Consider the following 26,999-nt stretch of genomic DNA (forward strand, 5'->3'; position numbering starts at 1 on the left):
CCCAGAACCCCTTAGTCTTTTTTCCTGAAACCTGAAACCTGAAACCTGAAACCTTCTTGATTCCAGTGCCGCACGCCCCAACTGCTGTGGATAAGTTGCAGTTTCACAGGGGAGTCAGCCTGTTATGAGAATGGATAAATTGACCGCCCGGTTCCAGCAGGCCCTGGGCGAGGCCCAGAGCCTGGCGGTGGGCATGGATCACGCGGTGCTCGAGCCCGAGCACCTGATGCTGGCGCTGCTCGACCAGGAGGGCGGCGGCATCCGCGGCCTGCTCTCGCGCTCCGGCGCGAAGGTCGACCAGCTGCGTTCGGCGCTGGGCGAAAAGGTCGAGGGCTTTCCGAAGGTCACCGGCCAGGCCGGGCAGATCAACCTGTCGAACGATCTCGGCCGGGTGCTGAACCTGACCGACAAGATCGCCACCAAGCGCGGCGATGCCTACATCGCCTCCGAAATCTTCGTTCTGGCCGCCCTCGAGGCCAAGGTCACCCTGACCGAGTTGCTGCACCAGGCCGGCGTGACCCGAAAGGCCGTGGAAGACGCCATCGAGTCGGTGCGCGGCGGCGAGAAGGTCGACGACCCCAACGCCGAAGACACCCGGGAGGCGCTGCAGAAATACACCATCGACCTGACCGAGAAGGCCGAGCAGTCGCGCCTGGACCCGGTCATCGGCCGCGACGAGGAAATCCGTCGCACCGTCCAGGTCCTGCAGCGTCGCACCAAGAACAACCCCGTGCTGATCGGCGAGCCCGGCGTGGGCAAGACCGCCATCGTCGAGGGCCTGGCCCAGCGCATCGTGAATGGTGAAGTGCCCGAAGGGCTCAAGAACAAGCGCGTGCTTTCGCTCGACATGGGCGCGCTGATCGCGGGCGCGAAGTACCGCGGTGAGTTCGAGGAGCGGCTCAAGGCCGTGCTCAACGAGCTCAAGCGCGAGGAAGGCAAGATCATCCTGTTCATCGACGAGATCCACACCATGGTCGGTGCGGGCAAGGCCGAGGGCGCGATGGACGCCGGCAACATGCTCAAGCCCGCGCTGGCGCGCGGCGAGTTGCACTGCGTCGGCGCGACCACGCTCAACGAGTACCGCGAAAACATCGAGAAGGACGCCGCGCTCGAGCGCCGCTTCCAGAAGGTGCTGGTCGAGGAACCCAGCGTCGAGGACACCATCGCCATCCTCAGAGGCCTGCAGGAGCGCTACGAGGTCCACCACGGCGTGGATATCACCGACCCGGCGCTGGTCGCCGCCGCGACGCTGTCGCACCGCTACATCAGCGACCGCAAGCTGCCCGACAAGGCCATCGACCTGATGGACGAAGCGGCCAGCCGCATCCGGATGGAGATCGACTCCAAGCCGGAAGCGATGGACCGCCTCGAGCGACGGCTCATCCAGCTCAAGATCCAGCGCGAGGCGCTCAAGAAGGAAACCGACGAGGCTTCGAAGAAGCGCCTGGCCGACCTCGAAGGCGAGATCGACGAGCTCGAGCGCGAGTTCGCCGACCTCGAGGAGGTCTGGAAGACCGAGAAGGCCTCGGTGCAGGACAGCACGCACATCAAGGAAGAGCTCGAGCGCGCCCGCGCCGAGCTCGACAACGCCCGCCGTGCGCAGGATCTCTCGCGCATGGCCGAGCTCCAGCACGGGCGTATTCCCGATCTCGAGCGGCAGCTCAAGGAGGCCGAATCGAGCGACAAGACCGATCACTTCCAGCTGCTGCGCAACAAGGTGACCGAAGAGGAGATCGCCGAGGTCGTTAGCCGCTGGACCGGCATTCCGGTTTCCAAGATGCTCGAGTCCGAGCGCGAGAAGCTGCTCAAGATGGAAGATGCGCTGCACGAACGCGTCATCGGCCAGGACGAAGCGGTCAAGGCGGTTGCCGACGCGATCCGTCGATCCAGGGCCGGCCTGGCCGACCCCAACCGTCCCAACGGCTCCTTCCTGTTCCTGGGCCCGACCGGCGTGGGCAAGACCGAGCTGTGCAAATCGCTGGCGAACTTCCTGTTCGACACCGAGGACGCGATGGTGCGCATCGACATGTCGGAGTTCATGGAGAAGCACGCCGTCGCCCGACTGATCGGCGCGCCGCCGGGTTATGTCGGCTACGAGGAGGGCGGCTACCTGACCGAGACCGTCCGCCGCCGGCCCTACTCGGTGATTCTGCTCGACGAGGTCGAGAAGGCCCACCCGGAGGTCTTCAATATCCTGCTGCAGGTCCTCGACGACGGCCGCCTGACCGACGGTCACGGCCGCACGGTCGATTTCCGCAACACCGTGATCGTGATGACCTCCAACCTGGGTTCGGATCGAATCCAGGCGATGGCCGATTCCGATTATGAAGACATGAAGTCGGCGGTGATGGAAGTCGTCGGCCAGCACTTCCGGCCGGAGTTCATCAACCGCGTCGACGAGATCGTCGTCTTCCACCCGCTCGACCGCGCCGAGATCCGCAAGATCGCCGCCATCCAGGTCGATTACCTGAGAAAGCGCCTGGCCGACCGCGACATCGGATTCGAGATCAGCGATGCCGCGCTCGATTTGCTCGGCGAGGCCGGTTTCGACCCGGTCTACGGCGCACGACCGTTGAAGCGCGCCATCCAGAACCGCCTGGAGAACGCGCTGGCCCAGAAGATCCTGGCGGGCGAATTCGCCCCCGGCGACGCGATCCGAATTGACGTCGCCGACGGAGAATTGGCCTTCGTGCGTGAGCCGGGGGTTCAGGCCGCCGCCGGCTGAGTGCCGGCGGCCCGGAATCCTCCCGGTCCGAAGATCCTTGCCGGTCTCGCCGGGCGTCGGCACCGCGGTCTTTCACCCGCCTGTGCTAGGTTCTCGGATTCCGGGAAGCGAGGAGAGAGATCATGGCGGAGAAGCCGATCGTTGCCGCCTTGTCGCCCAAAGGCGTCGAAGTCGAGAAGGGAGAAACCTACTACTGGTGCCGCTGCGGCCGCTCGAAGAACCAGCCGTTCTGCGACGGCTCGCACAAGGGCACGGGCCTTGCGCCGGTCAAGTTCGAGGCCGAAGAGGACGGCGAGGTCTACTTTTGCCGCTGCAAGGGCACCGGCGACCAGCCGCGCTGCGACGGCACGCACGCCAAGCTCGATGTCGAGGTCGGCGATCCCTTGCCCGACGGCGTCCTGAAGGGCACCGACGACGACGAAGTCTCGGCGCCGGAGCCCGAGGCGACCCCGGAGGAACCCACCGTCGCCCGCATCCACGAGATGGCGAAGTACGGGCTCGAAAAGAGCGGGCCGCACGGCGAGACGGTGGCCATGGGCGTGCCGCGCAGTGAGTTGCCGGACTGGAACGACATCCAGATCCTGACCGCGCAACTGGCGCGCAGGCCGCTCGAGGAGGATGTCGAGGTCGATACCGGTCTCGTGGTCGGTCCGAAGGCCGAACGCCCGCTGAGGCTCGACATCCCGCTCCTGGTCTCCGACATGAGCTTCGGCGCGCTGTCGCCGGAAGCCAAGGTGGCGCTGGCGAAGGGCGCGGAACTCGCCGGGACCGGCATCTGCTCCGGCGAGGGCGGCTCGATGGACGAGGAACGCGAGGCCAATTCACGCTATTTCCTCGAGCTGGCCTCGGCGAAATTCGGCTGGCGCGAGGAATTGCTCGACGAGGTCCGCGCATTCCATTTCAAGGGCGGCCAGGCGGCCAAGACGGGCATCGGCGGTCACCTGCCGGGAAGCAAGGTGACCGACAAGATCGCCGAAACCCGCGGTATCGAGAAGGGCAAGGATGCGGTCTCGCCGGCGTCGTTCGGGGACCTGCGCAGCGCCAGCGACTTTCGCGAGTTCGCCGACCGGGTTCGGGAGCGCTCGGGCGGCATTCCGATCGGCTTCAAGCTGTCGGCCAATCACATCGAGGACGATATCGATTTCGCGCTGGAGGCCGGCGCCGACTACATCATTCTCGACGGCCGCGGCGGGGGTACGGGAGCGGCTCCGGTCATCTTCCGCGATCACATCAGCGTGCCGACCATCCCGGCTCTGGCGCGGGCGCGTCGGCACATGGACAAGCGTTGCGGTCGCGACGTGACCCTGATCGTCACCGGCGGGCTGAGAACGCCGGAAGACTTCGTCAAGGCTTTGGCACTGGGCGCCGACGGCATCGCGCTGGCCAATGCCGCCATCCAGGCCATCGGCTGCGTAGCCGCGCGCATGTGTCACACCAATCAGTGCCCTTCCGGCGTGGCCACTCAGGATCCAGAGCTTCGCAAGCGGCTCAAGGTCGATGACGGCGCCGAGCGACTGGCGCGCTTCTTCGATGCCTCGGTGAGCCTGATGTCGCTGCTGGCGAGGGCCTGCGGACATTCATCCATCGCCGAATTCTCGTCTTCGGATCTGACGACCTTCAAGCGCGACATGGCCGAACTCAGTGGCGTGCAATTCGGCGGCGTGGGCTGAGGCTCAGTCCCTTCCGCGATCCACGACGGGGTGGGCCAGCCCGAACAGGCGTCGGATCGCGTCGGCCAGCCCGGCGTGCACCCGCTCGATGGTTGAGCGCAGGCTTTTTTCGGCCGAGCCTGCGTCGTGGATGCGGGCCGCTTCGTCCTCGTCGGCAAAAAACCGCAGTGAATCCACGATGGCCAGGTACTCGGCGTAGAGCTTCGGATGGCCGGCGAGGTGCGCTTCCCACCCCTGGGCGACGACCGGGTGAGTCGCCCTGAACCCCTTGCACCAGTCGCTGAAGGGAGAAGCGAAGCACGCTTCAGGATCTTCCGGTGGCTGTACCGAAGGCGGAATCGCCTCGCCCTGCTCGAAGACCGCGTCCGAGACGAAGCGGAACAGCTCGCGATAGGCGTCGGCCACGGGCAGGTACACCGGGGCCCGCTCCGAGACGTGGTTGCCGTACATGTGTTCATAGAGCACATGGTTGCGCACGAACTTCGGCGCCGTCGCGCAGCCGAAACAGAAGCCGGCGGCGACGGCGAAGGACATCGAGTCGTCCGGATCGAATTGCTCGTGGTAGTAGTCGATGACCTTTTCGTGGGCGGGCCCGAAGCCCCCGGTGGCGGCCTCGAACGCTGCCGGCAGGATGTCCAGGTCGCGCTCGTCAAAGAGCCGCTCTATACCGAAGGAAGGCGATTGGTCGCTCGGGCCCGGTGACTGGCTGAGTTGACGGTATTGCTGGCTGTTCATCGCCTCGGCCAGCGCCCACACGGCCACCACTCGTTCGACGCCGCGTTCGAGCAGGTGCCCGATCAGCCGGCCGGTTTCGGGTGGCTGGCCGGTCGCAAGCTGGTCTTCGACTTCCCGCCACTCGTCGGCGCTGCGCGGCAGGCAGCAGGGAAAGGGCATGTCGTTGCTCTTGAGCCAGCGTCGCACCGCGAGCGTGCGCTCGGCTTCGGGCGCGCCGAGCCAGTCGGACCGGTCGGGGCCCGTGTGCGGGTCATATTGCAGCCGTTCGTTCTTCTCGGGCATCGGCCATCGGTCGTCTTCCGGGCTCGGCTCCATTATGCAACGACAGGCCTGCAATTCGCGTCCCGATTACCGGCCCGGCACGGCGAACCCGGCGAGCGACGTTAGAATGTCGGAAACCCGCCGCACAGCGAGAAAGAGGATGATTGGAGCCGCTTCCCAGCCCATCCGCTACGTCGAGCCGGTATTCCGGCCGCCGAGCGAGGCAAAATCGCTGATCCTCCCGGTCACCGACGGCTGCTCGTGGAACAAGTGCACGTTCTGCGAGATGTACACAGCACCGCAGAAGAAATTCCGGGCGCGGGACGAATCGGAAGTGCTCGACATGATTCGCCGCTGCGGCGAGCTTTTCGGCGCGCGCGCCCGGCGCGTCTTTCTGGCCGACGGCGATGCGCTTGTGCTGCCCACGCACCGGCTCATGCGTATTCTCGAAGCGATCGGCGAGCACATGCCCGCCGTCGAGCGGGTTTCCAGCTACTGCCTGGCCCGGAATCTGCGCCGCAAGTCGGTTGCCGAATTGGCCGAGTTGCGCGAGGCGGGCCTGCGCATGGCCTACCTGGGCGCCGAGACCGGCGACGAGCTCGTGCTCGAACGAGTCAACAAGGGCGAGACTTTCGATTCGATGCGTGAGGCGCTCGACAAGCTGGGCGAAGCGGGCATAACGCGCTCGGTGATGATCCTCAACGGCCTCGGCGGTGAGATCCACAGCGACCGCCATGCAGACAACTCGGCTCGACTGGTCAATGCTGTAAAGCCGGAGTTCCTGGCCACGCTGGTGGTGAGCTTCCCGCAAGGCGAGCGACGATTCCGCGACGCCTATCCCGAGTGGGAACCGCTGGATCAGGTCGGGTTGTTTCGCGAGATGCGACGTTTTCTGGGCGCGCTCGAACTCGACGGCACGACCTTTCGCTCCGATCACGCTTCCAACTGGCTGGTGCTCAGGGGCACGCTCAACGCCGACAAGCAGCGCCTTCTCGATCAACTGGACCTGGCCATCCAGCAGCCCGGCCAGGCCGGCTTGCGGCCGGAGTGGGCGCGCGGACTCTAGATGCACAGCGCGGCGCGAGTGGAACTGCGATGTGCCTGATCGCCTTTGATTTCTCCCCCGGTCGGGCGCGCCAGCTTCTGCTGGCGGCCAACCGCGACGAATTCCATGCGCGACCGGCCAGCCCGATGGCCTGGTGGCACTGGCCTGAAGGTCCCCTGGCCGGGCGGGACGCACAGGCCGGCGGCACCTGGCTGGCGCTCGCGCGGGACGGCCGCTGGGCGGCGGTGACCAATTTTCGCGATCCTTCTGCCCCCGGCGGCGAACGTTCCAGGGGGGAGTTGCCCACCGGATTCCTGCAGGGTGCTCACTCCCCAGAAGCCTATGCCCGGGAGATTCGGAAAAAGCGCGCCGACTACGGGCCCTTCAACCTGCTGGCCGGCAATGCCGAATCCGTCTGGTATGCCTCCTCGCACGCGCCGGCCCGGGCGGTGGAACCGGGCGGTGGAACCGGGCGTGCACGCCCTTTCGAACGGCCTGCTGGACGAGCGCTGGCCCAAGTCGCGTCGCGTGGCAACCGCCCTGCGCGGGCTCGGTTCGAGCCGGGCGGTCGACCACGACCGCTTGTTCGAACTGATGAACGACCGTCAGCCGGCGCCTGATTCGGAGCTGCCGGAAACCGGTGTCGGCGCCGAACTGGAGCGGTTCCTTGCGCCGCCGTTCATCGTGGGTGACCGATACGGCACCCGCTGCACGACGGTGGTGTCGATCGGTTCGTCGGCATCGGTGTCGGAACGCCGCTTCGATGTCGGGGGCGATGCCGTCGGGGAAGTGACCTACCGTTTTAGCCCCTGAGCTCCGCCAGTTCGCGGGCAAGGCTCTCGGCGTCGGGATAGCGTTCGGCCGGATCGAAGGCCAGGCAGCGCAGGATGATGCGTTCGAGTTCTTCCGGGATGGCGTCCCAGTGGCGCGACGGGGGAATGGGCGGCTGCCTGAGCCGGGCGACCGCGATTTCCATGACGCTGCCGCCTTCGAAGGGCATGCCGCCGGTGAACAGCTCCTCGAGGACCACGCCCAGGGAGTAGATATCGGTGCGCGCATCGGGCTGGCCGCCCTGAATCTGCTCCGGCGCCATGTAGTGCGGCGTGCCGCTGATCTCTTCCGAAGTGGCGGGCTCGCGGGACCGGGCCGGCGCCGAAATGCCGAAATCCATCAGCTTGGCGTTGCCGCGGTGCTCGAGCATGACGTTGCCCGGCTTGATGTCGCGGTGCAGTACACCGACCTCGTGTACTGCCTGCAGCCCGGCGCAAAGCTGGCGGGCAATGCGCAGGGCCGCGCCGTAGGGCAGCTTGCCGCGGCGGTCGAGCAGCTCGCGCAGCGTCATGCCGCTGACGTACTCCATCGACAGATAGGGCGCGCCGCCGGCCTCGCCGAAGTCGTAGGTCCGCAAGACGTTGGGATGCGTGATGCGCCGGGCGAGCTTGAGTTCGCTCTTGAGACGTTCCAGGCCCTGTTCGTCGACGCTGTCCGGCTTGAGCATCTTGATCGCCACGATTTCGTCGAGCTTCTGGTCGTGCGCCTTGAAGACGACGCCCATGGCGCCGTGGCCCAGTTCGGTCAGCAGCTCGTACCGCTCTCCCAGGTGACGCCGCAGGCTGCCGGACATGGCGTCGGGTAGCTGCGAGCGATCCAGGGCCCGGGTGGCCTGGTCGTCGTCCTCGGACGGCCCGGCGGTGCGCCCGCCTGGTGCCGTCCTCGACTCCTCGGGCATGTGCCGGGCCATGTCGGCCATGTAGTCTTCCATGTCGCGCTTCTCGCGCAGGCTGCTCAGCAGGCTGTCGAAGGCGCGTGCGAGGCGACCGATCTCGTCGCCGCCGGCGGTGGGCACTTCGTGGCGGAAGTTGCCGTCCATGGCGGCTTCCGCCGCGGAAGTCAGGCGCCGGACGGGGCGAAGGATGCGCTGCGAGATCAGGTAGGAGAGAATCAACGCGACGGCGACGGCCACCACGCCCGTGACCAGCACGACCAGGGGAATGTCCTGGTAGGCGGCCAGCTCCCGGTCCAGCGAGGTCAGCGCGACCGTGGTGCCGAAGGTTTCGCCGCGGGCGTCGATCAGAGGGGAGAGCTGCATCAGCCAGCGGTCGCCGGACAGTTCGATGCGGTGGGTTCTTCCCGGCCCGCCCGGGTTCTCCAGCGCGGCGCTGAGCGCATCGTCCGATCCGAATCCGGCCATCAGGCGGTCGGTGGCCGGTACGTCCAGGGTGGTGGCGACCACCCGCAGGCGGTCGGCGGTCGTCAGATAGGCGACGTCGGCGCCGCTGACCCGTTTGACGTCGTTGGCCAGCGAGTTGTCCAACCCCAGGCCGGCGACCAGGAAGCCGGCGACCGTCCGCCCCCGGGCGATGGGCGTGACCGATGCCTGGTAGAGGCCGTCGCCGATGGTCCACAGGCCGCTGACCGGTGCGAGGGCCTCGAGTCCCCGGGCCACGAGGGGATCGTCGGAGAGGTCGACGCTCGGCGCGCGTGGGCGGTCGGTGCGGGCCAGCACCCGCCCTTCGGGATCGAGCACCAGCGCGATGTCGAGCCCGAACTCGTTGCGCCGAGTCTGGAGCAGGTCCGTCACCGAGCGCGCCGCCAGCTCGGGATCCTGCGCATTGACGGCTTCGTCGACGTAACTTCCGAAGTAGGGATCGGACGAGACGAGTTCGGTGACCAGTTCGAGCTGGCGCGCGCGGAACTGGCGGAAGTAGCGCTGAACCGACTGGCTGTTGGACAGCGACGTATCGGCGGCCTCGGAAGCCACTTCGCGCACCACATGCAGCGTGACCATCATGGCGCCGCCGACGGCCAGCGCCAGCACGAGGCCGAAGGCCAGGAACAGCCGCGCGCCGAGCGACATGCCGGTTTTCTCAGCGGTACGGGTCACGGTCGCGTCGGTTGTAGGGTTGGCCGGTCTTGTCGCGATGCGGCGGCAGCCGGGGCTTGGTGACTTCCAGGGTCACGTCGACCGGACCGGAAGCGGGCAGTTCGATGGCTCGTTGCCAGGCCTCGCTCTGTCGATGCCAGACGTGAAGCTCTCCCGGGCCGGGCGGCAGGCCGCTCAGCTCGAAACGGCCCTGCGCGTCGGGACGGGTCCGCCACGGCGTGTCCACGACCAGCACGTGCGTGTGCATGTCGTGGTGGACGTTGCAGTAGATGTTGACCACCCCGGTCTGGTCGAAAGTGACCGAGGGCGCCTCGCCCGGGCCGTAGACGCCCAGGTCGAAGCCGTTGTCGGGAGAAACCGAGAACAGGTTGTGCAGGATCGGATCCTCGTTGGGGAAGCGGACTTCCGAACCGCGGGACACCGCCGCGACCGTGGGCATGAGCGTCTTGTCGCGGGTCACGATTTCCGTCGCTTCCGGCCGGCTGCCGGCAGGGGGCATGCTCGCCGGGTCGTCGGGCAGGAAATAAACGATGGCCTCGTCGGCGTCGGCATCACCGCCGGTCAGCGCGATCGTTCCAGTCACCGACAAGTCGGCTCCGGCGCGGCTGGATTCCGGTTCGGGCGCCGGCTCCGGAACCGGCTCGCTTTCGGCCTCGGGCGCCGGCTTTGCTTCCGGCGGGGACATGGGCCGGGCGTCCGTCTCGGCCGGCGGCGCGGATTCGCGGGATGCCCCCACGGCTCGGGCCGGCCCGGGCCGCGCTTCGGTGTCTTCAGCAGCGTTCGCTGTGCCGGATGCATCGGGCTCGGCCGTATCCTCCCCTTCGGCCAAGGGGGGCTCGTCGCCGGGGTTGGCGGTGTCGGCGTCTGTTTCCTCAACGGCTGGAGGCGGCTGCGGGGCGGGGTCGCTCGGGCCGGATTCCCGGGTCGGCGCCCCGCCCTCGGGCGGCGGGGAGACGGTGTCGACCGGCGCGCAGGCCGCCAGCGTCAGGCCGAACGAGAGCAACCAGACGGGCGCGGTCTTCACGAGCGCCACCGCAGCGTGACGAGCCACTCGTCGTTGCTCGCTTCGCCGCCGGCAGTGAACAGCCGGTTGTCGGCGTACTCCGCGGTCAGGTCGAGGCCCGGGAGGATGGTCAGGCGAATGCCGATGTCCAACTTCTCCCAGTCCCAGGCGCCGCTGGGGAAGGGCGTGATCCCGGGGTTGGCGAAGTCGTTGTCGAGGCGCGAATAGCGGACGGCCGGCTGGATGTGCGAGAACAGTTGCCGTCCCTCGTAACCCCAGACGAGGGGGAGTTCGAAGCGCCAGGCGGCTTCGACTTCCAGGCCGCTTCGGGGTAGCGAGGCGAGTTCCTGGTCCACGTACTGGGCGAACAGCGAAAATTCGTCGATGTAGGCGCGCAGATTGAGGCCGTACTCCTCGCGGTCGTTGCCCGCCAGCCCGGGATAGGGGAACTGGTTGCCCGGACCGCGCAGCAGGTCGAGATCGCCGCCGTAGAAGGTGCCCTTGAGCGACACGGTCTCTTCGAGTTCGCCCCGGTAGCCGAACAGCATGAGGTCGACCGCGCGCCGTCCGGCTTCGTCCGCCCAGCGATATCCGGCGGCCGCCCCGAATTCCGGCTCGCCGTCGAAGTCCGGGCCCTCGATCTCGGCGTCGTACAGGATGGGAATCCCCGTCTTGAGTTCGGGGTCGGGGTTCGTGCGGCGCAGTTCGTCGATGCCGTTGTCGCCGGCCAGCGCGTTGGGGTCGCGGATGAAAAGGGGATTGCCCTGGGTGACAGAGCCCTTGAGATAGAAGTTGGGTGTCAGGTCGACGCCGAACTCCACGCCCAGGTCCTCGAGCCGGTTGAACGCCGTCGAAACCAGGCCGTAGCTTTCCAGGTGACGGTCGTCCTGGCGCTCGAACTTTCCGAACTTGCCCAGCTTGACGTAGCCGCCGAAGCCCTCGGCGGGCAGGGCGGGCACGAATTCGCGCCCCCAGCGCAGCCAGAACTGGTCGACGTCGACCCGACGGTCGCCGGAGGTGGGATTGCGTTCGTGGCGGTCGATGAAGTCGATCCGCGAATGGATCAGGAAGTTCTCGCCGCGCTCGATATTGGCGATGAAGCTGACCAGCGACATTTCGAAGTGGCCGCCGGGTTCCACCGTTTCCATGAAGCCCTGTTGCTCGCCGGGAGGCAGCATCTCGGGGGTGAACGGGAAATTGACCGGAAAACGGTTCTCGTCGCTGTCGCGGTAGTGCAGGCGTGCTTCGAATCCGAAGTCGGCCTGCCACTGCGAGTCGCTGTCCTGCGCGAAGGCCGCCACCGGCGCGGCGAGGATGGCCGACAGCAGCAGCCCTGGTGCGGGCCCGAACCCTTCGTTCATGACGCTTCTCCCTCTCTGAGCGCGGCGGCGGCCCGGTACGGTCCCGGGGTGCCGCTCAGGCTCCAATGCTACAGCATGGGGCGGTACCTTCTCCTCACAAGGGGATACGGACCCGGTGACGCGTTCGCGCCACCGCTACAGCTGCTCTGAAGCAAAGTCGGCCAGGCGCGAGCGCTCGCCGCGCTTGAGTGTGATGTGACCGGCGTGTTGCCAGTTCTTGAAACGATCCACCGCGAAGGTCAGGCCGGAGGTCGTTTCGGTCAGGTAGGGCGTGTCGATCTGTTCGACGTTGCCGAGGCAGACGATCTTGGTGCCCGGGCCGGCGCGCGTGATCAGGGTCTTCATCTGCTTGGGCGTGAGGTTCTGCGCCTCATCGATGATCAGGTAGCGATTGAGGAAGGTGCGGCCGCGCATGAAGTTGAGCGAGCGGATCTTCACGCGCGAGGCCACCAGTTCATTGGTGACGGCCCGGCCCCAGTCGCCGCTGCTGGTGTCGCTTTCGGTCAGCACTTCGAGGTTGTCGGTCAGCGCGCCCATCCAGGGCGTCATCTTCTCTTCCTCGGTGCCGGGCAGGTAGCCGATCTCGTCGCCGACGGACACTGTCGCACGGGTCATGATGATCTCGCGATAGTTCTTGTCGTCGAGGGTCTGCGAGAGCCCGGCGGCCAGGGCCAGAAGGGTCTTGCCCGTGCCGGCGGTGCCCAGCAGGGTGACGAAATCGATTTCGCGGTCCATCAGCAGGTTGAGCGCGAAGTTCTGCTCCGGATTGCGGGCGTGGATACCCCAAACGCCATGCTGCGAGCGGCAGTAGTCGCGGGCCACTTCCAGGATCACGCTGTCGTGTTCGACCTCGCGCACGATGGCCTCCAGGCCGTTCTCGTCATTGAGACGGAGACACTGGTTGGGATACCACTCGTCGTCCTCGCTGCGGCCCAGGCGATAGAAGGTCCGGCCGTTGTCGGTCCAGGAGTCGTGCGTGTCGCGCTGCTCCCAGAAGCTGTTGTCGAGCTCGCGTACGCCGGAGTAGAGCAGGCTCAGGTCGTCGAGGGCGCGGTCGTTGTAATAGTCCTCCGCGGTGATGCCGTGGATGGCCGCCTTGATGCGCAGGTTGATGTCCTTCGAGACGAGGACGACCTGGCGCTCTTCGTGACGATGCTTGAGCGTGAGCGCGGCGAGCAGGATCTCGTTGTCGGCCAGACCGCGGTCGCCGATGAGTTCCTCGCCGTTGCCGAAGGGTTCGGTCTGGAAATACAGACGGCCGGAGCCGACGTTGAGTCGCAGGCCCTCGGGCTCGGCCAGTTCGACGCCGTCGTCGAGGCTGCCGCCGGGCTCCATCATCTGCCCGATGAAGCGGCTCACCTGACGGACGTTGCGCGCGACCTCCGAAACCCCCTTCTTGGCCCGGTCGAGCTCCTCGAGCACGATCATGGGCAGGAAGATGTCATGCTCGGCGAAGCGGAACAGCGCGGTGGGATCGTGCATCAGCACGTTGGTGTCGAGGATGTACAGGCGCGGGCGTTCCGCCATGGCATTGGTCTCCGGGGCTTGGAGGATCAGGGGTCAGGCCAGTTCGCGAACGGCGTCGAGCACTTCCTCGACATGGCCGGGGACGCGAACCTTGCGCCATTCGCGTACGAGCTTGCCATCGGCATCGAAAAGGAAAGTGCTGCGTTCGATGCCCATGACCTTCTTCCCGTACATGTTCTTCTCCTTGATCACGTCGAACTGACGGCATAGCGTCTCGTCGGGATCGGCGATCAGGGGGAATGGAAAGTCGTACTTGTCGGCGAATTTCTCGTGGCTTTTCAGCGAGTCGCGCGAGACACCCAGGATCCGGCAGTCCGCCTTGGCGAACTCGTCGTGGAGATCGCGGAATGCCTCGCCTTCCTTCGTGCAGCCCGGCGTGTTGTCGCGTGGATAGAAATAGATCACGACCGGCTTGCCGGCGAATTCATCGAGGCGGATGGCCCGGCCGCCGGTAGCTTCCAGTTCGGGCGAGGTCAGCGTGATGTTGGAAGTGCTCATCAAAAGTAAAATATTCGTTTAATCAGTGGTTTGTGAAGTTCTGCCGGCCCGGTGCCGGACGCTGATGGGTTACAATGCAACCGAAGTCAGGATACTTGCGCCTCCGGGGGTCCGCAAGCGCTCCTGGCGCTTCGTGCCGCTGTTGTCGGTAAGGGTGTTGCAGGCGCGCATTGTGGCGCTGGAACCGAGCATGAAACGCATTGATTTGAACGCCGGTGACCACGCTTGCCGATGGTCTTCGCTGGACGGGAGCCGCCATGTTGCCTAAACTGCGGGGCTGTTTTTCCACACTGCCGCTGTCCGATCCGGAGCGCACGCGTTCGCAGGACGCTCTCTCCGGTACAGCGGAAATCGTTACCCAATCTGACCGGATTCAAGGGGTATGACTCGAACCCGAACCATCTTCATCCTCTCGCTGGCCATGACGCTGCTGCTCGCCGGCTGCTTCAACAGCGAGCGCGACCCGGTGTACGTGTCCAGCGAAGAGATCGAACCGATCGAGGCGCCGCCCGGGCTCGACCAGCCGCGCACTCGCAACATCTACGATGTGCCCGGCTACTCGTTGCCCGAACTGGCCGCTCAGGGCGAACAGGAGCGTCCGCCGGAAGTCCAGCCGAGCTCGGTAGCCGAACAGTCACGCTCGCAGATTCGATTCGGGCCGACCGGCCTCTACCTGGCGGTGGAGGATCAGCCCGACAGCGTTTGGCGCCGCCTGGGCTTCACGCTCAATCGCGGCGGCATGCAGGTCGAACAGGTCGACGAAGGCCAGCGCCGCTACGTGTTCCGCTTCTCGCACGAACCGATCGAGCCCGACACGGGCTTCCTGGATCGCGTCACCTTCTGGAGTTCGCCCGAAGCGATCGATTACAGCGGCAACTATGTCGCCCGGGTGGCCGCGCAGGCCGACAACGGCGTCACTCGCGTGGAGTTGCTCGACAGCGACGGCAGCGTGGTGGAGCTCGATCGAGCCGAGTTCGTGCTCGCTCGCTTGCGCGAACGGCTCGGCTGAACGGGATTGGCTACGCGGGCGCGCTGGCGCCCGCTCCGGACCGGAAAAGCGGCCTCAGCGCTCCAGGTGCTTGATCTTGCCCGGCACGTCTTCCCATTCCTTGGCGTCGTCGGGCGCCGGTTTCATTTCGGTGATCACCGGCCATTCCCGGGACAGTTCCTCGTTGAGCTCCAGGAACTGGCGCTGATCGGCCGGCAGGTCGTCCTCCGGATAGATCGCCTGGACCGGGCATTCGGGTTCGCACAGGGTGCAGTCGATGCATTCTTCCGGGTCGATCACCAGGAAGTTCGGGCCTTCGTGGAAACAGTCCACGGGGCAGACTTCAACGCAGTCGGTGTACTTGCACTTGATGCAGTTCTCGGTAACGACGAAGGTCATGTCGGCGGTTCCGGGTTCGTTGCCAGAGGGAATCGGGTCCCGCCGCATCCCTGACGGGAACGCGGCAGGACAGGTGATAGACTGTATTTTACCAGTTGCGTCACCGGCGGATGCCGGCGAGCGCACTTCATAACAAGATTCAGAAAACGGAACCTGGCCATTGTCTGAAAAGGCAAGCATCATCCCCGAGAAGCGGCACGGCATTCGGCCGGACCGCGTCAGCGCCAATGCCCGCAAGGTCGTCGAGCGGCTCCAGGAAGCCGGCTACCTGGCCTATATCGTGGGCGGCAGCATCCGCGACCTGGTCCTGGGCTATGACCCCAAGGACTTCGATGTCGCCACCGACGCCACGCCCGAGCAGGTCAACGAGGTGTTCCGCAGCGCCCGGCTGATCGGCCGGCGCTTCCGGCTCGCTCACGTCCGATTCGGTCGCGAGATCATCGAGGTCGCCACTTTCCGTGGCACCGGCGAGGGCGGTGACGACGAGCACCGCGAGGTCGAGCAGGGCCGGCTGGTGCGCGACAACGTCTGGGGCAGCGAGGAAGAGGACGCTCGCCGGCGCGACTTCACCATCAACGCGCTGATGTACGACCCGGAGACGGCGACCATCCGCGATTACGTCGACGGCTACGACGACCTCGTCAAGCGCCGCCTCAGGCTGATCGGCGATCCGGTCACGCGCTATCGCGAGGATCCGGTGCGGCTCCTTCGTGCCGTGCGCTTCAAGGTCAAGCTCGACCTGGAGCTCGACCCGCCCACGGCCGGCCCGATTCCGGAAATGGCCGACCTGCTCCACGATATTCCGCCGGCCCGGCTCTTCGAGGAGATCCTCAAGCTGCTCATGGGGGGCAGGGCCTGGGAGACCTACCGGGCTCTGGTTCGTTTCAATCTCTGGGAACCGCTGTTCCCGAACCTGTTCGACGACCCCTCAAAACCGCCGGTCCTGGTCGAGCAGGCACTGAAGAACACCGACCAGCGCGTTGCCGAAGGCAAGCCGGTCACACCGGCCTTCCTGTTCGCCGCCTTCCTGTGGCGGCGGGTGGAGGTACGCGCCGAGGAGCTCATTGCCGAAGGCCTGCCGCCCGTCGAAGCCCTGGCGGCGGCCGGCGAGGAAGCGATCGTCGCGCAGGGCGAGCGCGTGGCCATCCATCGGCGTTTCTCCAGCATGGCCAAGGACATCTGGTGCCTGCAGCCGCGCTTCGAGAAGCGGCGCGGCAAGCGGGCGCAGCGCCTGGCGAGCGAGCGTCGTTTCCGTGCGGCCTACGATTTCCTGTTGCTGCGTGCGATGGAGGATCCGGATTTGCAGGACCTGGCCGACTGGTGGACGGCTTTCCAGGAAGTCGACGGCGATGAGCGGCATGAAATGACGCGCGCCGCGCCGGGCAAGGGCAAGGCAAAGCGGCGCCGCCCGAGGCGTCGCAAGAAGGCGACGTCTTGACCGAAGCCTGGATCGGTCTCGGGGCCAACCTCGGAGACCGGGCCGCAACGCTGGATGCGGCCCTGGTCAGGATCGACCGCCTCGGGGCCTGCGAAGTGGTGGCAGTATCGCGCTACTACTTCACCCCGCCCTGGGGCGACACCGACCAGCCCGAATTCCTCAACGCCGTGGCCCGGATGCGTACGGATCTCGACGCTGAGAGACTGCTCGATGCCCTTCAGGGAATCGAGGCCGAGCTGGGCCGGGATCGCACGCCGCGGCGCTGGGGGCCGCGCACGATCGATCTCGACCTGCTGCTCTACGGCCGCGAGCGCATCGAGACGCCGCTACTGACCGTTCCCCACCCCAGGATCCGCGAGCGGGCCTTCGTGTTGGTTCCGCTGGCCGAACTGGCACCGCGCCTGGAGATCCCGGGGCAGGGCCGGGCGGATGCATTGCTGGCGCAAGTCGACGATAATGAGCGCGCCGGCATTCGGCCGGGTCCCGTATCCGGCTACGAACCCCCAGCAAACCACAGGAAGACGCGCCGATGACCGCCGCCAGCCCCGTGACCGTGCCCTCCCTGGCCGCCATGAAGGCGGGCGGACAGCCCATCACGATGCTGACCGCCTACGACGCCAGCTTCGCACGCCTGCTCGACGACGCCGGCGTCGACTGCGTCCTGGTCGGCGACTCCCTGGGCAACGTCATCCAGGGGCGCGACTCGACCCTGCCGGTGACGGTCGACGACATGGCCTATCACACGCAGGCCGTGCGGCGCGGCCTGGAACGTGCCCTGCTGGTCGCCGACCTGCCGTTCATGAGCTATCACGACCAGGCCAGCGCCATGGCCTCGGCCGCGGCCGTCATGCGCGCCGGCGCGCAGATGGTCAAGCTCGAGGGCGGCGCGGCGCACGCCGGTACGGTCGCGGCGCTGGTCGCCAATGGTGTTCCGGTCTGTGCTCACCTCGGGCTCACCCCTCAGCACGTTCACCAACTGGGGGGTTACCGCGTGCAGGGCCGCGACGAAGGGCCGGCCCGGCGCCTGAAGGCCGACGCCGAGCTGCTGGCCGAGGCCGGGGCGGGCATGCTGGTGCTCGAATGCGTGCCCGCGCCGCTGGCGCGCGAGGTGGCCGAATCGCTGTCCATTCCCGTCATCGGCATCGGCGCCGGGAGCGAGGTCGACGGACAGGTCCTGGTGCTCTACGACATGCTCGGGGTCTCGCCGGGCCGCTCACCGAAGTTCGTGCACGACTTCCTGGCCGACACCGGGGACGTGCGGCAGGCGCTCGCGGCTTACGTCGCTGCGGTGCGCGAACGCCGCTTCCCGGGTCCCGAACACGCCTGGCAGTGATGCCGCGCGTCGTCGACTCGCTCGAGGAACTGCGCGAGGCGGCCGGCCGCCTGCGCCAGCGTGATCAGCGCATCGGCTTCGTGCCCACTATGGGCAATCTGCATCGCGGCCACCTCAGCCTGGTCGAGGACGCCGGCCGCCGCTGCGAGGCGGTGATCGCCTCGATCTTCGTCAACCCGACGCAATTCGGCCCGGGCGAAGACTACGAGGCCTATCCGCGGACCCTCGAGGCGGATCTCGAAGCGCTCGCGTCGGTGAGCTGCGACCTGGTCTGGGCGCCGCCGATCGAAATCATGTACCCGCTCGACGATCCCTTCATGCTTCGCGTGCCCGAAGCCCTTTCCGACCGCCTCTGCGGCCGCAGCCGGCCGGGCCATTTCGACGGCGTGGCGACGGTGGTGCTGCGCCTGTTCAGCCAGGTCCAGCCCGATGTCGCGGTCTTCGGCGAAAAGGACTTTCAGCAACTGCTGATCCTGCGCCGCATGGCCCGGGATCTCTCGCTGCCGGTGGAACTGGTCGGTGCCCCCATCGTGCGCGAGGAAGACGGCCTGGCCATGAGCTCGCGCAACGGCTATCTCGACGACCAACAGCGCGCCGTGGCGCCGTTGCTGTTCCGGGTGCTCGAGGAGACGGTCGAGGGATTGGCCTCGGGAGAGGATTTCGCCGGCCTGAAAGCGCGGGCAGAGAAAAAACTGGAATCGGCCGGCTTCCGGCCGGACTACCTCGAATGGCGCTCGGCCGAGAATCTCGGCGAACCGAGGCCCGGCGAGCCGAGCCGGCTCTTCGGCGCGGCGTGGCTGGGCAAGGCCCGCCTGATCGACAACGTCGAAGTCCCCGCGACCCGGGATTGATGACCCGGGGCCGGCTTCGAGGGCGGAAGTCGGAAGACAGAGGGCAGAAGCCGGAGGTCGGACAGCTTCTCGGCAGGCACCGTCACAGCGCGGCTAGCCCGCCCCGCAACACCCGAAGCGCCGCCTGAACCCTGAAACCTGAAACCTAATCCCAAGCCCCAACCGTCAGCCCCTGAGCTCCAAGGGCCCCCGAGCCCCGGAACCAAGAACCCCGAACCCCGAACCCGGTTTCAACCTTTCCCGACCGACTTCTTGCTCCGGATCCACCCCATCAGTTCTTCCCACTGCTCCCAGTCCTGCCAGGCGAGGTAGGGCGGCAGGTCGGAGACGCTCAGCCCGCGCTCGAAGGCGCGCACGTAGTTCATCGAATCGCGCAGCTGGCCGACGACCGGCACCCGGAAGTCGTCGAGGAAACCGGTCAGTTCGCGAAAGATGATGGTATAGGGCTTGACGCGGTTGGCCACCAGGCCGACGCGGACCTCGTGCTTCTTGACCGGCTTGAGTTCGAGCAGGTGGTTGAGGAATCGCCAGGCTGCGCGCATGTCGACCGGCGAAGGCAGCACCGGCACCAGGATGGTCTGGGAGCGGCGAACGATATTGCCGAGTTCGTGGCCGGCCACGGCCGCCGGTGTGTCGAGCACCAGAATGTCGGCCTCCGGCGGCGCCCTGAGCTGGCCCTTGTGCGGCTCGGCCGGAATGATCTCGGGATATTCTTCGGGACGCTGATCCAGCCAGTCGCTTGCGGACTGCTGTGGGTCCATGTCGCCCAGGGCGACGGCGTGTCCCTCCCAGGCCAGGGCGGCGGCCAGCGACGTGGCGATGGTGGTCTTGCCGCATCCGCCCTTGGCGTTGACGATGGCGATCGTTCGCATCACGCAACCCTCCGTTGTGGTTCGACCCGCCGGCAGTGTCCCCGTCAGGTCTCGCTGGGATCGGGCAGTCCGGAGTGGAGCAGCCAGCGATCCCGCGTTTCGTCGTAGCGCCACACCTCGCGGTGCTGGATCACGCGCTCGCGGGCGCTGTGAACATGATACAGGCGAATCTGGACGCGCCGCTCCACGCGCTGCTCGTCGGAGTCGCTGATCACCTGCCGCACCCGGTACTCGGTCACCCGGAACTGGCGCAGCCGTTCGAGTTCGATGCTGCGAATCGGGTGCTCGGCCAGCCAGTCGGGGTGGATCATGTCGACCAGGCCGTCGTACTCGCTCCAGCGCACCATTTCCTGCCACAGGTCCATGGCCTGATCGCGCTCACGCTGCGTCTGGCCGCTGCCGGCGCAGGCGGCCAGCAGCAGCACGGCTGCCAGCACGATCAACGGCTTATGCACGGCGCTCTTCCTTTCTGTCCCTCATGAGCGCAGCATACTTTGCCGAGAGCGTCGCCGCCACCTCGCCGTCGACGAGCAGTTCCGGCTCGAGCTCGAGGCTGGCGCGGCCGCGCTGCGCGAGACGATCCCGGAAGGCCTGCAGCTTTTCGGCCGAGGGCCAGCGGCAGGCGGCCCGGAAATCCCGTCCTACCGGGGCGATGAAGCGGATCTCGCAGCGGCCGATGACCAGGTCGGCGTCGATGCCGGCGCGCAGCAGAACCAGGCGCGGCAAGGACCATCCCGCCAGGATCATGGCGCTGGCCAGCGCGCCGCCGAAGGCCGTGCCCTTGTCGTTCACGCTCGGCCCCAGCGGCAGCGAGAGTTCGACACCGCACTCGTCGAGACGGCTGACGGTCAGCTCCATGGCACCGCCGAGCGGGATGTCGGTGGTGAGCGTGCGCTCGAGCCAGGCGGTTTCATTCATGTCGTTGGTCATGGCCACATTCTATCCCCGCGTGCGGGAGCCTCGACGTCGATGCCGTAAAATGTCCCCATGCCCGCCTCCTCCGAATCTTCCGCGCTGCCTTACGTCGCACGGACGCTGATGCCGCGCGAGGTTCGCACCAACGGCGCCATGGCAGTGGCCCTCGGCGCGCTCGAGGGCGGGCTCGTGGGGGTTGTGGTCAAGACGCAGTTCGCCGCCGTGGCCGACGCCGCCTGGGTCAACCTCTGCGTGGCCCTGGTGGCCGGTTCGCCGGCGTTCGCCAACGTTGTCAGCCTGTGGGTTTCCGGGCTCGCCGAGGGCCGCGACAAGCCGGCCTGGGTGGCCCGGCTGATGGCCCTCACGAGCGCTTTCCTGATCCTGATGGCGCTGTCCCCGACCAGCGTGTCCGGCCTGGTCATGATCACCCTGGGCATGATCGTCGCGCGCCTGGCCTGGGCCGGCGTGATCACGCTGCGCGCCGCCATCTGGCGCGCCAACTTCCCGCGCCAGGTGCGTGCGCGCATCACCGGCTGGATCACCATCATCTATTCGCTGACCATCGCCGCGACCGCCGCGGTGATCGGCCTGCTGATGAACTGGTGGCCGGAGGTCTGGCGGCTGGCTTTCCCGGTCGCGGGTGTCATCGGCCTCGGCGCGGCCTGGCGCTACCAGGCCACGCGCGTGCGCGGCGGGCGCCGTATCCAGAGCGAGGAGCTGGACCAGCGCCGCGGTCGCAGCGGCGGCCAACTGCGCGCGGCTTTCGACATCCTGCGCACCGACCGCTGGTATCGCCGTTACATGATGACGATGTTCGCCTTCGGCAGCGGCAACCTGATGGTCATCGCGCTGCTGGTCGTGCTGCTCAACGAGCAGTTCGGCTTCGCGCGTTTCGAGCAGGTGATGATCACGACCGCGCTGCCGCTGGTCATGCTGTCGATCTTCACGCCGATCTGGGCGAGACGGCTCGATGCGGCGCACATCCTCGACTACCGCGCACGCCAGGCCTGGATGTTCGTGATCACCATGCTGTTCTTCGTGTCGGCGAGCATCCTGGGCCTGAAATGGCTGTTCTGGGTCGGCGCGCTGTCCCTGGGCATGGCCTTCGCGGGCGGCAAGCTGGGCTGGAACCTGGGTCACAACGACTTTGCCAGCGACGACAAGTCGACCCTCTACATGGGTATCCACGTCACCTTGACGGGTATCCGGGGCCTGATCGCGCCCCTGGTCGGCGTCAGCGTCTACCAGTTGCTCGAGTCGATCGGGCCGGGACTGGGCCGGTATGTGCTCGTGTTTCCCTTCACGTTGACGCTGGGCGGGGCCGTTACCTTCGTGGTCCTCGCCCGATTGCACCGCAAGGAGACCGAAGCTTCATGATGATCGAGTTCCTGGTCGCGGCCGCCCTGGCCGCGGATGCCGACCAACTGCCCCGGCTCGAAGTCAGGGGGCGCGACATCGCGCCGGAGGCTCCGCAGGCCACCGCAGAGCTTGCTGAGCAAGAGATCGAAATGGTGCGGCCGACGCATCCGGCCGAACTGTTCTCGCGCCTGCCCGGCAGCTGGGTGACGCGCGGCAGTGGCCAGGAGCACCTCACCGCCATTCGCTCGCCGGTCCTGTCCGGCGCCGGCGGCTGCGGGGCCCTGCTGATTCTTGAAGCGGGCATCCCGATTCGCCCGCCGGGGTTCTGCAACGTCAACAACCTCTTCGAGGCCAACGTCGCCCAGGCCGGATCCGTCAGCGTGCTGCGCGGCCCCGGCGGCATCGGGCACGCCTCGGGCGGGCTGCACGGGGTCATCGACATCACGCCGCGCTCGCCGCTGGCCAATCCCGAGAACCGACTGCGCCTGGAAGCGGGCAGCAACGACTACTATCGTCTCGGCGCGTCGCTGACGGGAGAAATCGGCGACGGCGCGCTGGCCGTGGACGTCTCGGCCGTCGACGCGGGCAGCTTTCGCATCGACGAGGGCTACGAGCACCAGCTGGCAACGTTCCAGCACGCGCAGCCGGTGGACAACGGCCAGTGGCGCACCATCCTCAGCGCCGCCCGACTCGACCAGGACACCGCCGGCTACATCTACGGCTACCGGGCCTACGCCGACCCCGAGCTGCGCCGCAGCAACGTCAACCCCGAGGCCTACCGCCAGGCCGACGCGCTGCGCCTGATCACCCGGCGCGAGTGGCTCGACGGGCAGGGCGCCGAGCACCGCCTGAGCGGTTTCGCGCGGCGTTCGACCATGACCTTCCTGCAGCACTATCTCCCGGGCAAGCCGCTCGAGCGCAACAGACAGGTCTCTGCCGGCCTGCAGTACGACCGCAGCGGCAGCAGCTGGGACTGGGGGTTCGATGCCGAACTCTTCCGCGGCGATCTCACCCAGCGGCAGGACGCACCGACGCCCGGACCGCCGTTCCTGTCCGAAATCCGGCCGGTCGGGCTTCACTACGACTACGTCGTCGACGGCCAACGGCTCGGCGGTTACCTGGCGCGGCGTCTGGAGCTGGGGCCGAAATGGACGTTCCGGGCCGGCGTCCACGCCGACTGGATCCGCTACGACTACGACAACCGGGCGACCGCCGGCAACCTGGCCGAGGACGGCACGGCCTGTGACCTCGGCGGCTGCCTCTACAACCGCCCGGCCGATCGCAGCGACGATTTCCTCGAGATCGCACCCGAGCTGACGCTCAGCCGGCGTTTCGAAGGCGGGCTGGCGTGGCTGCGCCTGGCTCGCGGATTCCGCGCGCCCCAGGCAACGGAGTTGTACCGGCTGCAGCGCGGGCAGGACGTCGCCGACCTCGAACCGGAGCAACTCGACGCCGTCGAACTGGGCCTGCGCGGGAGCGGCCGCTTCGACTGGGAGCTGGTCGCCTTCTACCAGCGCAAGCGCCACTACATCTTTCGCGACGGCGAGGGTTTCAACGTCAGCGACGGCAAGTCCGGGCATCGCGGCATCGAGTTCTCGCTGGCCTACGCGATGGCGCCCTCGCTCGAGTTGGGCGTCCGCGGGAGTTACGCCGTCCACTGGTACCGGTTCAGCCGTGACCTCGGCGGGGAGCGCATCGTTTCCGGACGGACGCTACCCGCCGCGCCGAAACGCATGGCCAGCGCGGACCTGACCTGGCGTCCATCGGATCGCGTCAGCGCGCAGCTTGCCGCCGAGCATACCGGGGCCTACTGGCTCGACGCGGCCAACGAACGCCGCTACGGCGGGCACACCCTCCTGCATTTCTCGGGGCGCTATGACCTGGGCGAGCGCTGGCAGCTCGGACTGAGACTGCGCAACCTGCTTGATCGCCGCTACGCCGAGCGCGCCGACTACGCTTTCGGCGACTACCGCTATTTCCCCGGCGCGGGCCGCAGCGTGTTCGTCAGCCTCGCCTGGCGGCGCTGAGCGGGTCGTCTAGGTCGTCGGCTCGCCGTCGCGCCCGGTTCTCCGGGCGGTCGATGGAGCGGGGGTCGCGCCGCCCCTGCTCCAGGCAAGGCGCTCGCGCTACACTGTGTGCTGAGCCGGTGCTCCTACCCGATGATGGGGTGAGTCCAACCAACAGGGGTCGTCGTGAGCAAGGATTCCCACCAACAGCCACCTACCGACGGCGAGACCGTACTCCTCGGTACGGCCCGCGCCTCCGACGAGCGCCACGAAGCCTGCCTGGTGATCATCCGGGGTGCGCGCCTTGGCTCGCGCATCGTGCCCGGCCGGGAGCCGTTGATCATCGGACGCGCGGTCGACGCCGATTTCCAGATTTCCGAGCGCAGCATTTCGCGGCAGCACTGCCGGGTTTTCCTGGAAGACGGGCGCTACTGGATCGAGGACCTCGGTTCGACCAACCACACCTGGCTCAACGACGAGATGATCGAGCGCTCGCCGCTGCGAGACGGGGACCTGATCCGAATCAGCCAGACCGTGCTGAAGTTCGTCGACGAGGGCAATATCGAGGCGGGCTACCACTCGGAACTGCACGAGAGTACGATCCGCGACACCTTGACCGGCCTCTACAACCGCCGCCATGCCATGGCCGTGCTGGAAAAGGAACTCGCCCGCGCCCGGCGCGACGAAGGCTATGCACTGGCGCTGGTCATTCTCGACCTGGACTTCTTCAAGGACATCAACGATGAGCACGGCCATCTCGCCGGCGACGGCGTGCTGCGCCAGCTCAGCCGGATCGCGGCCGACCGCGTTCGCGCGAGCGACACCCTGGCCCGGATCGGGGGCGAGGAGTTCGCCCTGATCCTGCCCGATACCCGGCGCGAGGAGGCCTGGCAACTGGCCGAGTCCATCCGTGAGTCGGTCGAGTGCGAAACCTTCCGCCTCGGCGACGAAGAGCACAGCATCACGCTTTCGGCCGGCGTGGCGACCTGGCAGCCCGGCATGGAGAGCATCAGCGAACTGCTCAAGGCCGCCGACGCCCAGTTGTATGAAGCCAAGACGTCCGGTCGCAATCGCGTCTGCTGAGCGCTGCCCTCAGGCGGCGATGCCGTAGGAGGCCAGCAGCGGCTCCAGCGCCGGCTCCCGGCCCCTGAAGGCCAGCCAGGATTCCTGCATCGGTCGGCTCGATCCCACTTCCAGGATTTCGTGTGCCAGACGATGGCCCGTTTCGGCATCGAACAGGCCCTTCTCCCGAAACAGCTCGAACGCGTCGCGGGCGAGCTGCTCCGCCCACAGGTAGCTGTAGTAGCCGGCCGCGTAGCCGCCGTCGAAGAGGTGGCTGAAGCTCATCAGGAAGCGGTTGTATTCGGGCATCGGGAGCACGGCGACCCGATCGTGAACCTCTCGCATGATGTCGACGGGATCGTCGCCGGGACGGGTGTGCAGCGTCAGGTCACAGAGCGCGAACTCGATCTGGCGTACCAGCGCCATGGCGCCCTGGAACTCCTGGTCGGCCTTGAGTCCGTCGAGCAGTCTTGCGGGCAGCGGCTCGCCGGTTTCGACGTGACGGGCATAGCGGTTGAGCGACTCGGCCTCCCAGGCCCAGCCTTCCATCAGCTGGCTGGGCAGCTCGACAGCGTCCCATTCCACGCCGCTGATACCGGCCACGCCGGGGATATCGATGCGCGTGAGCAGGTGATGGAGGCAGTGCCCGAACTCATGGAAGATCGTGACCACGTCGTCATGGGTCAGCAGGCTGGGGCGCCCATCGGCCGGCGGCGCGAAATTGCAGGTCAGGTAGGCGATCGGCAGCTGCTCTACGCCGCTTACCTTCATGCGTGCCCGGCAGACGTCCATCCAGGCGCCGCCGGACTTGCGCGGTCGGCTGTAGAGGTCGAGGTAGAGGCCGGCGAGCCGTTCGCCGTCCTTGCCGAGCACCTTGAAGAAATGCACGTCCTCGTGCCAGGTGTCGACGCTGTCGTCGGCTTCGAAACGCAGGCCGAACAAGTCGCCGGCGGTGGTGAACAGTCCGTCGAAGACGCGCTGTAGCTCGAACCAGGGCTTGAGCATCGATTCGTTGATGCCGAGTTTCTTCTCGCGCAGCTTCTCGCTGTAGTAGGCGATGTCCCAGGGCGCCAGCGGCGTCTCGGCGCCGAGTCCGGCGGCGAACGCGTTGAGCTCTTCGAGCTGGGCACGCGCCTGGGGGCCGGCGCGGTCGGCGAGGTCGTAAAGGAAGGACTCGACTTCCCCGGCGGTGTCGGCCATGCGGGTCGACAGCCGCATGGCGGCATGGTGCTCGAAACCCAGCAACTTCGCCTGCTCGTCGCGCAGCGCGAGCATCTCGCGCATGACCGGCCCGTTGTCGAACCTGCCGCCCTGCGGGCCGATTTCCGAGGCGCGGGTGGCGAAGGCGCGGTGAAAGCGCTCTCGCAGGTCGCGGTCGTCGGCGTAGGTGATGATGGCCCGGAAGGCGGGAAAGCTCAGGTTGGCCATCCAGCCGGTCTTGCCCGCCTCGCGCGCCATGCCGGCGAGCATTTCCAGTTCCGCATCGGGAAGGCCTGCCAGCAGATAGACGTCGTCGAATGTCTCGGAGTAGGCCTCCGTGGCGTCGAGAACGTGGTTGCCGAACCGGTTGCCCAGCTCCGACAGGCGCATGTTGATCTCGCCGAATCGCTGGCGATCCGGCTCGGGCAGGTCGACGCCGGACAGGTGAAAGTCGCGCAGTTCGTGTTCGACGGTCGCCTTCAGGGCGGCCTCCTGTTGGTCGAAGTCGTCCCGTTCGGCCAACGCCCGGTAAGCCGCCCAGAGTTTCCGGTTGTGTCCGCGCTCGGTATCGAAGCGCGTCATCGGTTCCAGGCAGGCCTTGTAGGCTTCGCGCCACTCGGGCGTGTTGTTCACGCCGTGCAGGTGCGAGATGCTCGACCAGGTGTTGGCCAGGGCATTGTCGGCCAGTGCTTCGGCGGTGACGACATTGTCGTAGTCGACGTTTCCGCCCAGCGACTCGATGCGTTCGATCACGTCCCGGTATTCGGCCAAGCGCTGTTCTACGGCCGGCAGGGCGTGCTCCGGGCGAATCTTCGAGAAGGCCGGCAGTCCGTCGGCCAGCAGGGGGTTGCTCATGACGATGTTTCC

The 26,999-nt window shown here is 67.0% G+C and carries 23 protein-coding genes and 1 pseudogene; 13 read left to right on the forward strand and 11 right to left on the reverse strand.

Annotated elements, in window-relative coordinates; all coding sequences use genetic code 11:
* Positions 1–130 precede the first annotated feature (130 nt).
* A complete protein-coding gene (clpB, locus tag DZC52_RS11975; RefSeq protein WP_116651385.1) occupies positions 131–2,725 on the forward strand; it encodes an ATP-dependent chaperone ClpB in 2,595 nt (864 codons plus the stop codon).
* 122 nt (positions 2,726–2,847) lie between these two features.
* Positions 2,848–4,395 carry a glutamate synthase-related protein gene (locus DZC52_RS11980; protein WP_116651386.1) on the forward strand — a complete coding sequence of 516 codons (1,548 nt, stop codon included), beginning with the start codon at positions 2,848–2,850 and terminating at the stop codon, positions 4,393–4,395.
* Positions 4,396–4,398: 3 nt separating this feature from the next.
* Here the strand turns inward: DZC52_RS11980 and DZC52_RS11985 are convergent, their stop codons facing one another.
* Positions 4,399–5,412, reverse strand: coding sequence for a hypothetical protein (locus tag DZC52_RS11985; RefSeq protein ID WP_147307684.1), 1,014 nt, complete (start codon positions 5,410–5,412; stop codon positions 4,399–4,401).
* Positions 5,413–5,551: 139 nt separating this feature from the next.
* Between DZC52_RS11985 and DZC52_RS11990 the strand changes: the two genes are divergently transcribed.
* From DZC52_RS11990 to DZC52_RS15860, 3 genes and pseudogenes are all read left to right on the forward strand, one after another.
* Positions 5,552–6,457, forward strand: coding sequence for a radical SAM protein (locus DZC52_RS11990; protein ID WP_116651388.1), 906 nt, complete (start codon positions 5,552–5,554; stop codon positions 6,455–6,457).
* 29 nt (positions 6,458–6,486) lie between these two features.
* Positions 6,487–6,867, forward strand: a pseudogene (locus DZC52_RS15965) (NRDE family protein); the annotation flags it as partial.
* Positions 6,857–7,249 (forward strand): NRDE family protein, encoded by a 393-nt coding sequence (locus tag DZC52_RS15860; RefSeq protein WP_281268756.1) that lies wholly within the window; start codon positions 6,857–6,859, stop codon positions 7,247–7,249. The pseudogene DZC52_RS15965 and the gene DZC52_RS15860, both read left to right, overlap by 11 nt.
* Here DZC52_RS15860 and DZC52_RS12000 read toward each other — a convergent pair.
* The 5 genes from DZC52_RS12000 to DZC52_RS12020 form a co-directional block, all read right to left on the reverse strand.
* Positions 7,239–9,320: a protein kinase domain-containing protein gene (locus DZC52_RS12000; protein WP_147307685.1), complete on the reverse strand. Its 2,082-nt coding sequence runs from the start codon at positions 9,318–9,320 to the stop codon at positions 7,239–7,241. The genes DZC52_RS15860 and DZC52_RS12000 overlap by 11 nt on opposite strands.
* Positions 9,304–10,344 (reverse strand): hypothetical protein, encoded by a 1,041-nt coding sequence (locus tag DZC52_RS12005; RefSeq protein WP_147307686.1) that lies wholly within the window; start codon positions 10,342–10,344, stop codon positions 9,304–9,306. Before DZC52_RS12005 ends, DZC52_RS12000 begins: the two co-directional genes overlap by 17 nt.
* Positions 10,341–11,684 carry a hypothetical protein gene (locus tag DZC52_RS12010; RefSeq protein WP_116651391.1) on the reverse strand — a complete coding sequence of 448 codons (1,344 nt, stop codon included), beginning with the start codon at positions 11,682–11,684 and terminating at the stop codon, positions 10,341–10,343. The genes DZC52_RS12005 and DZC52_RS12010 overlap by 4 nt, the downstream gene beginning before the upstream one ends.
* A 135-nt stretch (positions 11,685–11,819) precedes the next feature.
* Positions 11,820–13,211, reverse strand: coding sequence for a PhoH family protein (locus DZC52_RS12015; protein ID WP_116651392.1), 1,392 nt, complete (start codon positions 13,209–13,211; stop codon positions 11,820–11,822).
* A gap of 33 nt (positions 13,212–13,244) precedes the next feature.
* Positions 13,245–13,709: a peroxiredoxin gene (locus DZC52_RS12020; RefSeq protein WP_116651393.1), complete on the reverse strand. Its 465-nt coding sequence runs from the start codon at positions 13,707–13,709 to the stop codon at positions 13,245–13,247.
* A gap of 382 nt (positions 13,710–14,091) precedes the next feature.
* Here DZC52_RS12020 and DZC52_RS12025 point away from each other — a divergent pair, with 382 nt between their 5' ends.
* Positions 14,092–14,718 carry an outer membrane protein assembly factor BamC gene (locus DZC52_RS12025; protein ID WP_116651394.1) on the forward strand — a complete coding sequence of 209 codons (627 nt, stop codon included), beginning with the start codon at positions 14,092–14,094 and terminating at the stop codon, positions 14,716–14,718.
* A 54-nt stretch (positions 14,719–14,772) separates the two neighbouring features.
* Here the strand turns inward: DZC52_RS12025 and fdxA are convergent, their stop codons facing one another.
* Positions 14,773–15,096 carry a ferredoxin FdxA gene (gene fdxA, locus DZC52_RS12030; protein WP_116651416.1) on the reverse strand — a complete coding sequence of 108 codons (324 nt, stop codon included), beginning with the start codon at positions 15,094–15,096 and terminating at the stop codon, positions 14,773–14,775.
* A gap of 160 nt (positions 15,097–15,256) precedes the next feature.
* Here fdxA and pcnB point away from each other — a divergent pair, with 160 nt between their 5' ends.
* Genes pcnB through panC form a run of 4 tightly spaced genes read left to right on the forward strand, consistent with a single transcriptional unit; the run spans position 15,257 to position 18,718 of the window.
* Positions 15,257–16,534, forward strand: a complete 1,278-nt coding sequence (gene pcnB / locus DZC52_RS12035; protein ID WP_116651395.1) for a polynucleotide adenylyltransferase PcnB — start codon at positions 15,257–15,259, stop codon at positions 16,532–16,534.
* A complete protein-coding gene (gene folK, locus DZC52_RS12040; protein WP_116651396.1) occupies positions 16,531–17,067 on the forward strand; it encodes a 2-amino-4-hydroxy-6-hydroxymethyldihydropteridine diphosphokinase in 537 nt (178 codons plus the stop codon). Before pcnB ends, folK begins: the two co-directional genes overlap by 4 nt.
* A complete protein-coding gene (panB, locus tag DZC52_RS12045) occupies positions 17,064–17,867 on the forward strand; it encodes a 3-methyl-2-oxobutanoate hydroxymethyltransferase (RefSeq protein WP_116651397.1) in 804 nt (267 codons plus the stop codon). Before folK ends, panB begins: the two co-directional genes overlap by 4 nt.
* Entirely contained in the window at positions 17,867–18,718 is an 852-nt protein-coding gene (gene panC, locus DZC52_RS12050; protein ID WP_116651398.1) for a pantoate--beta-alanine ligase, read from the forward strand. Before panB ends, panC begins: the two co-directional genes overlap by 1 nt.
* Before the next feature lie 230 nt (positions 18,719–18,948).
* Here panC and DZC52_RS12055 read toward each other — a convergent pair whose 3' ends face one another.
* Genes DZC52_RS12055 through DZC52_RS12065 form a run of 3 tightly spaced genes read right to left on the reverse strand, consistent with a single transcriptional unit; the run spans position 18,949 to position 20,520 of the window.
* Positions 18,949–19,590 (reverse strand): ParA family protein, encoded by a 642-nt coding sequence (locus tag DZC52_RS12055; RefSeq protein WP_116651399.1) that lies wholly within the window; start codon positions 19,588–19,590, stop codon positions 18,949–18,951.
* A 44-nt stretch (positions 19,591–19,634) separates the two neighbouring features.
* Positions 19,635–20,045: a hypothetical protein gene (locus DZC52_RS12060; RefSeq protein WP_147307688.1), complete on the reverse strand. Its 411-nt coding sequence runs from the start codon at positions 20,043–20,045 to the stop codon at positions 19,635–19,637.
* Positions 20,038–20,520, reverse strand: a complete 483-nt coding sequence (locus DZC52_RS12065; RefSeq protein WP_116651401.1) for a YiiD C-terminal domain-containing protein — start codon at positions 20,518–20,520, stop codon at positions 20,038–20,040. The genes DZC52_RS12060 and DZC52_RS12065 overlap by 8 nt, the downstream gene beginning before the upstream one ends.
* A gap of 57 nt (positions 20,521–20,577) precedes the next feature.
* On the opposite strand from DZC52_RS12065, the gene DZC52_RS12070 reads away from it, so the two are divergent.
* The 3 genes from DZC52_RS12070 to DZC52_RS12080 all read left to right on the forward strand — a co-directional run bounded on the left by DZC52_RS12070 (position 20,578) and on the right by DZC52_RS12080 (position 24,953).
* Entirely contained in the window at positions 20,578–21,882 is a 1,305-nt protein-coding gene (locus tag DZC52_RS12070) for an MFS transporter (protein ID WP_116651402.1), read from the forward strand.
* Positions 21,879–23,891 (forward strand): TonB-dependent receptor, encoded by a 2,013-nt coding sequence (locus DZC52_RS12075; protein ID WP_116651403.1) that lies wholly within the window; start codon positions 21,879–21,881, stop codon positions 23,889–23,891. The genes DZC52_RS12070 and DZC52_RS12075 overlap by 4 nt, the downstream gene beginning before the upstream one ends.
* 165 nt (positions 23,892–24,056) lie before the next feature.
* Positions 24,057–24,953: a diguanylate cyclase gene (locus DZC52_RS12080; RefSeq protein ID WP_116651404.1), complete on the forward strand. Its 897-nt coding sequence runs from the start codon at positions 24,057–24,059 to the stop codon at positions 24,951–24,953.
* 9 nt (positions 24,954–24,962) lie between these two features.
* Here the strand turns inward: DZC52_RS12080 and DZC52_RS12085 are convergent, their stop codons facing one another.
* Positions 24,963–26,987, reverse strand: coding sequence for a M3 family metallopeptidase (locus DZC52_RS12085; protein ID WP_116651405.1), 2,025 nt, complete (start codon positions 26,985–26,987; stop codon positions 24,963–24,965).
* Positions 26,988–26,999: the final 12 nt, after the last annotated feature.

It is taken from the genome of Wenzhouxiangella sediminis (assembly GCF_003410055.1).
Lineage (GTDB): Bacteria > Pseudomonadota > Gammaproteobacteria > Xanthomonadales > Wenzhouxiangellaceae > Wenzhouxiangella > Wenzhouxiangella sediminis.

Coding starts and splice junctions, on each gene's coding strand:
- clpB (WP_116651385.1), top strand. CDS start 131: ATGGATAAATTGACCGCCCGGTTCCAGCAGGCCCTGGGCGAGGCCCAG.
- DZC52_RS11980 (WP_116651386.1), top strand. CDS start 2,848: ATGGCGGAGAAGCCGATCGTTGCCGCCTTGTCGCCCAAAGGCGTCGAA.
- DZC52_RS11985 (WP_147307684.1), bottom strand. CDS start 5,412: ATGCCCGAGAAGAACGAACGGCTGCAATATGACCCGCACACGGGCCCC.
- DZC52_RS11990 (WP_116651388.1), top strand. CDS start 5,552: ATGATTGGAGCCGCTTCCCAGCCCATCCGCTACGTCGAGCCGGTATTC.
- DZC52_RS15860 (WP_281268756.1), top strand. CDS start 6,857: ATGCCTCCTCGCACGCGCCGGCCCGGGCGGTGGAACCGGGCGGTGGAA.
- DZC52_RS12010 (WP_116651391.1), bottom strand. CDS start 11,684: ATGAACGAAGGGTTCGGGCCCGCACCAGGGCTGCTGCTGTCGGCCATC.
- DZC52_RS12015 (WP_116651392.1), bottom strand. CDS start 13,211: ATGGCGGAACGCCCGCGCCTGTACATCCTCGACACCAACGTGCTGATG.
- DZC52_RS12020 (WP_116651393.1), bottom strand. CDS start 13,709: ATGAGCACTTCCAACATCACGCTGACCTCGCCCGAACTGGAAGCTACC.
- DZC52_RS12025 (WP_116651394.1), top strand. CDS start 14,092: ATGACTCGAACCCGAACCATCTTCATCCTCTCGCTGGCCATGACGCTG.
- fdxA (WP_116651416.1), bottom strand. CDS start 15,096: ATGACCTTCGTCGTTACCGAGAACTGCATCAAGTGCAAGTACACCGAC.
- panB (WP_116651397.1), top strand. CDS start 17,064: ATGACCGCCGCCAGCCCCGTGACCGTGCCCTCCCTGGCCGCCATGAAG.
- panC (WP_116651398.1), top strand. CDS start 17,867: ATGCCGCGCGTCGTCGACTCGCTCGAGGAACTGCGCGAGGCGGCCGGC.
- DZC52_RS12055 (WP_116651399.1), bottom strand. CDS start 19,590: ATGCGAACGATCGCCATCGTCAACGCCAAGGGCGGATGCGGCAAGACC.
- DZC52_RS12065 (WP_116651401.1), bottom strand. CDS start 20,520: ATGACCAACGACATGAATGAAACCGCCTGGCTCGAGCGCACGCTCACC.
- DZC52_RS12070 (WP_116651402.1), top strand. CDS start 20,578: ATGCCCGCCTCCTCCGAATCTTCCGCGCTGCCTTACGTCGCACGGACG.
- DZC52_RS12075 (WP_116651403.1), top strand. CDS start 21,879: ATGATGATCGAGTTCCTGGTCGCGGCCGCCCTGGCCGCGGATGCCGAC.
- DZC52_RS12085 (WP_116651405.1), bottom strand. CDS start 26,987: ATGAGCAACCCCCTGCTGGCCGACGGACTGCCGGCCTTCTCGAAGATT.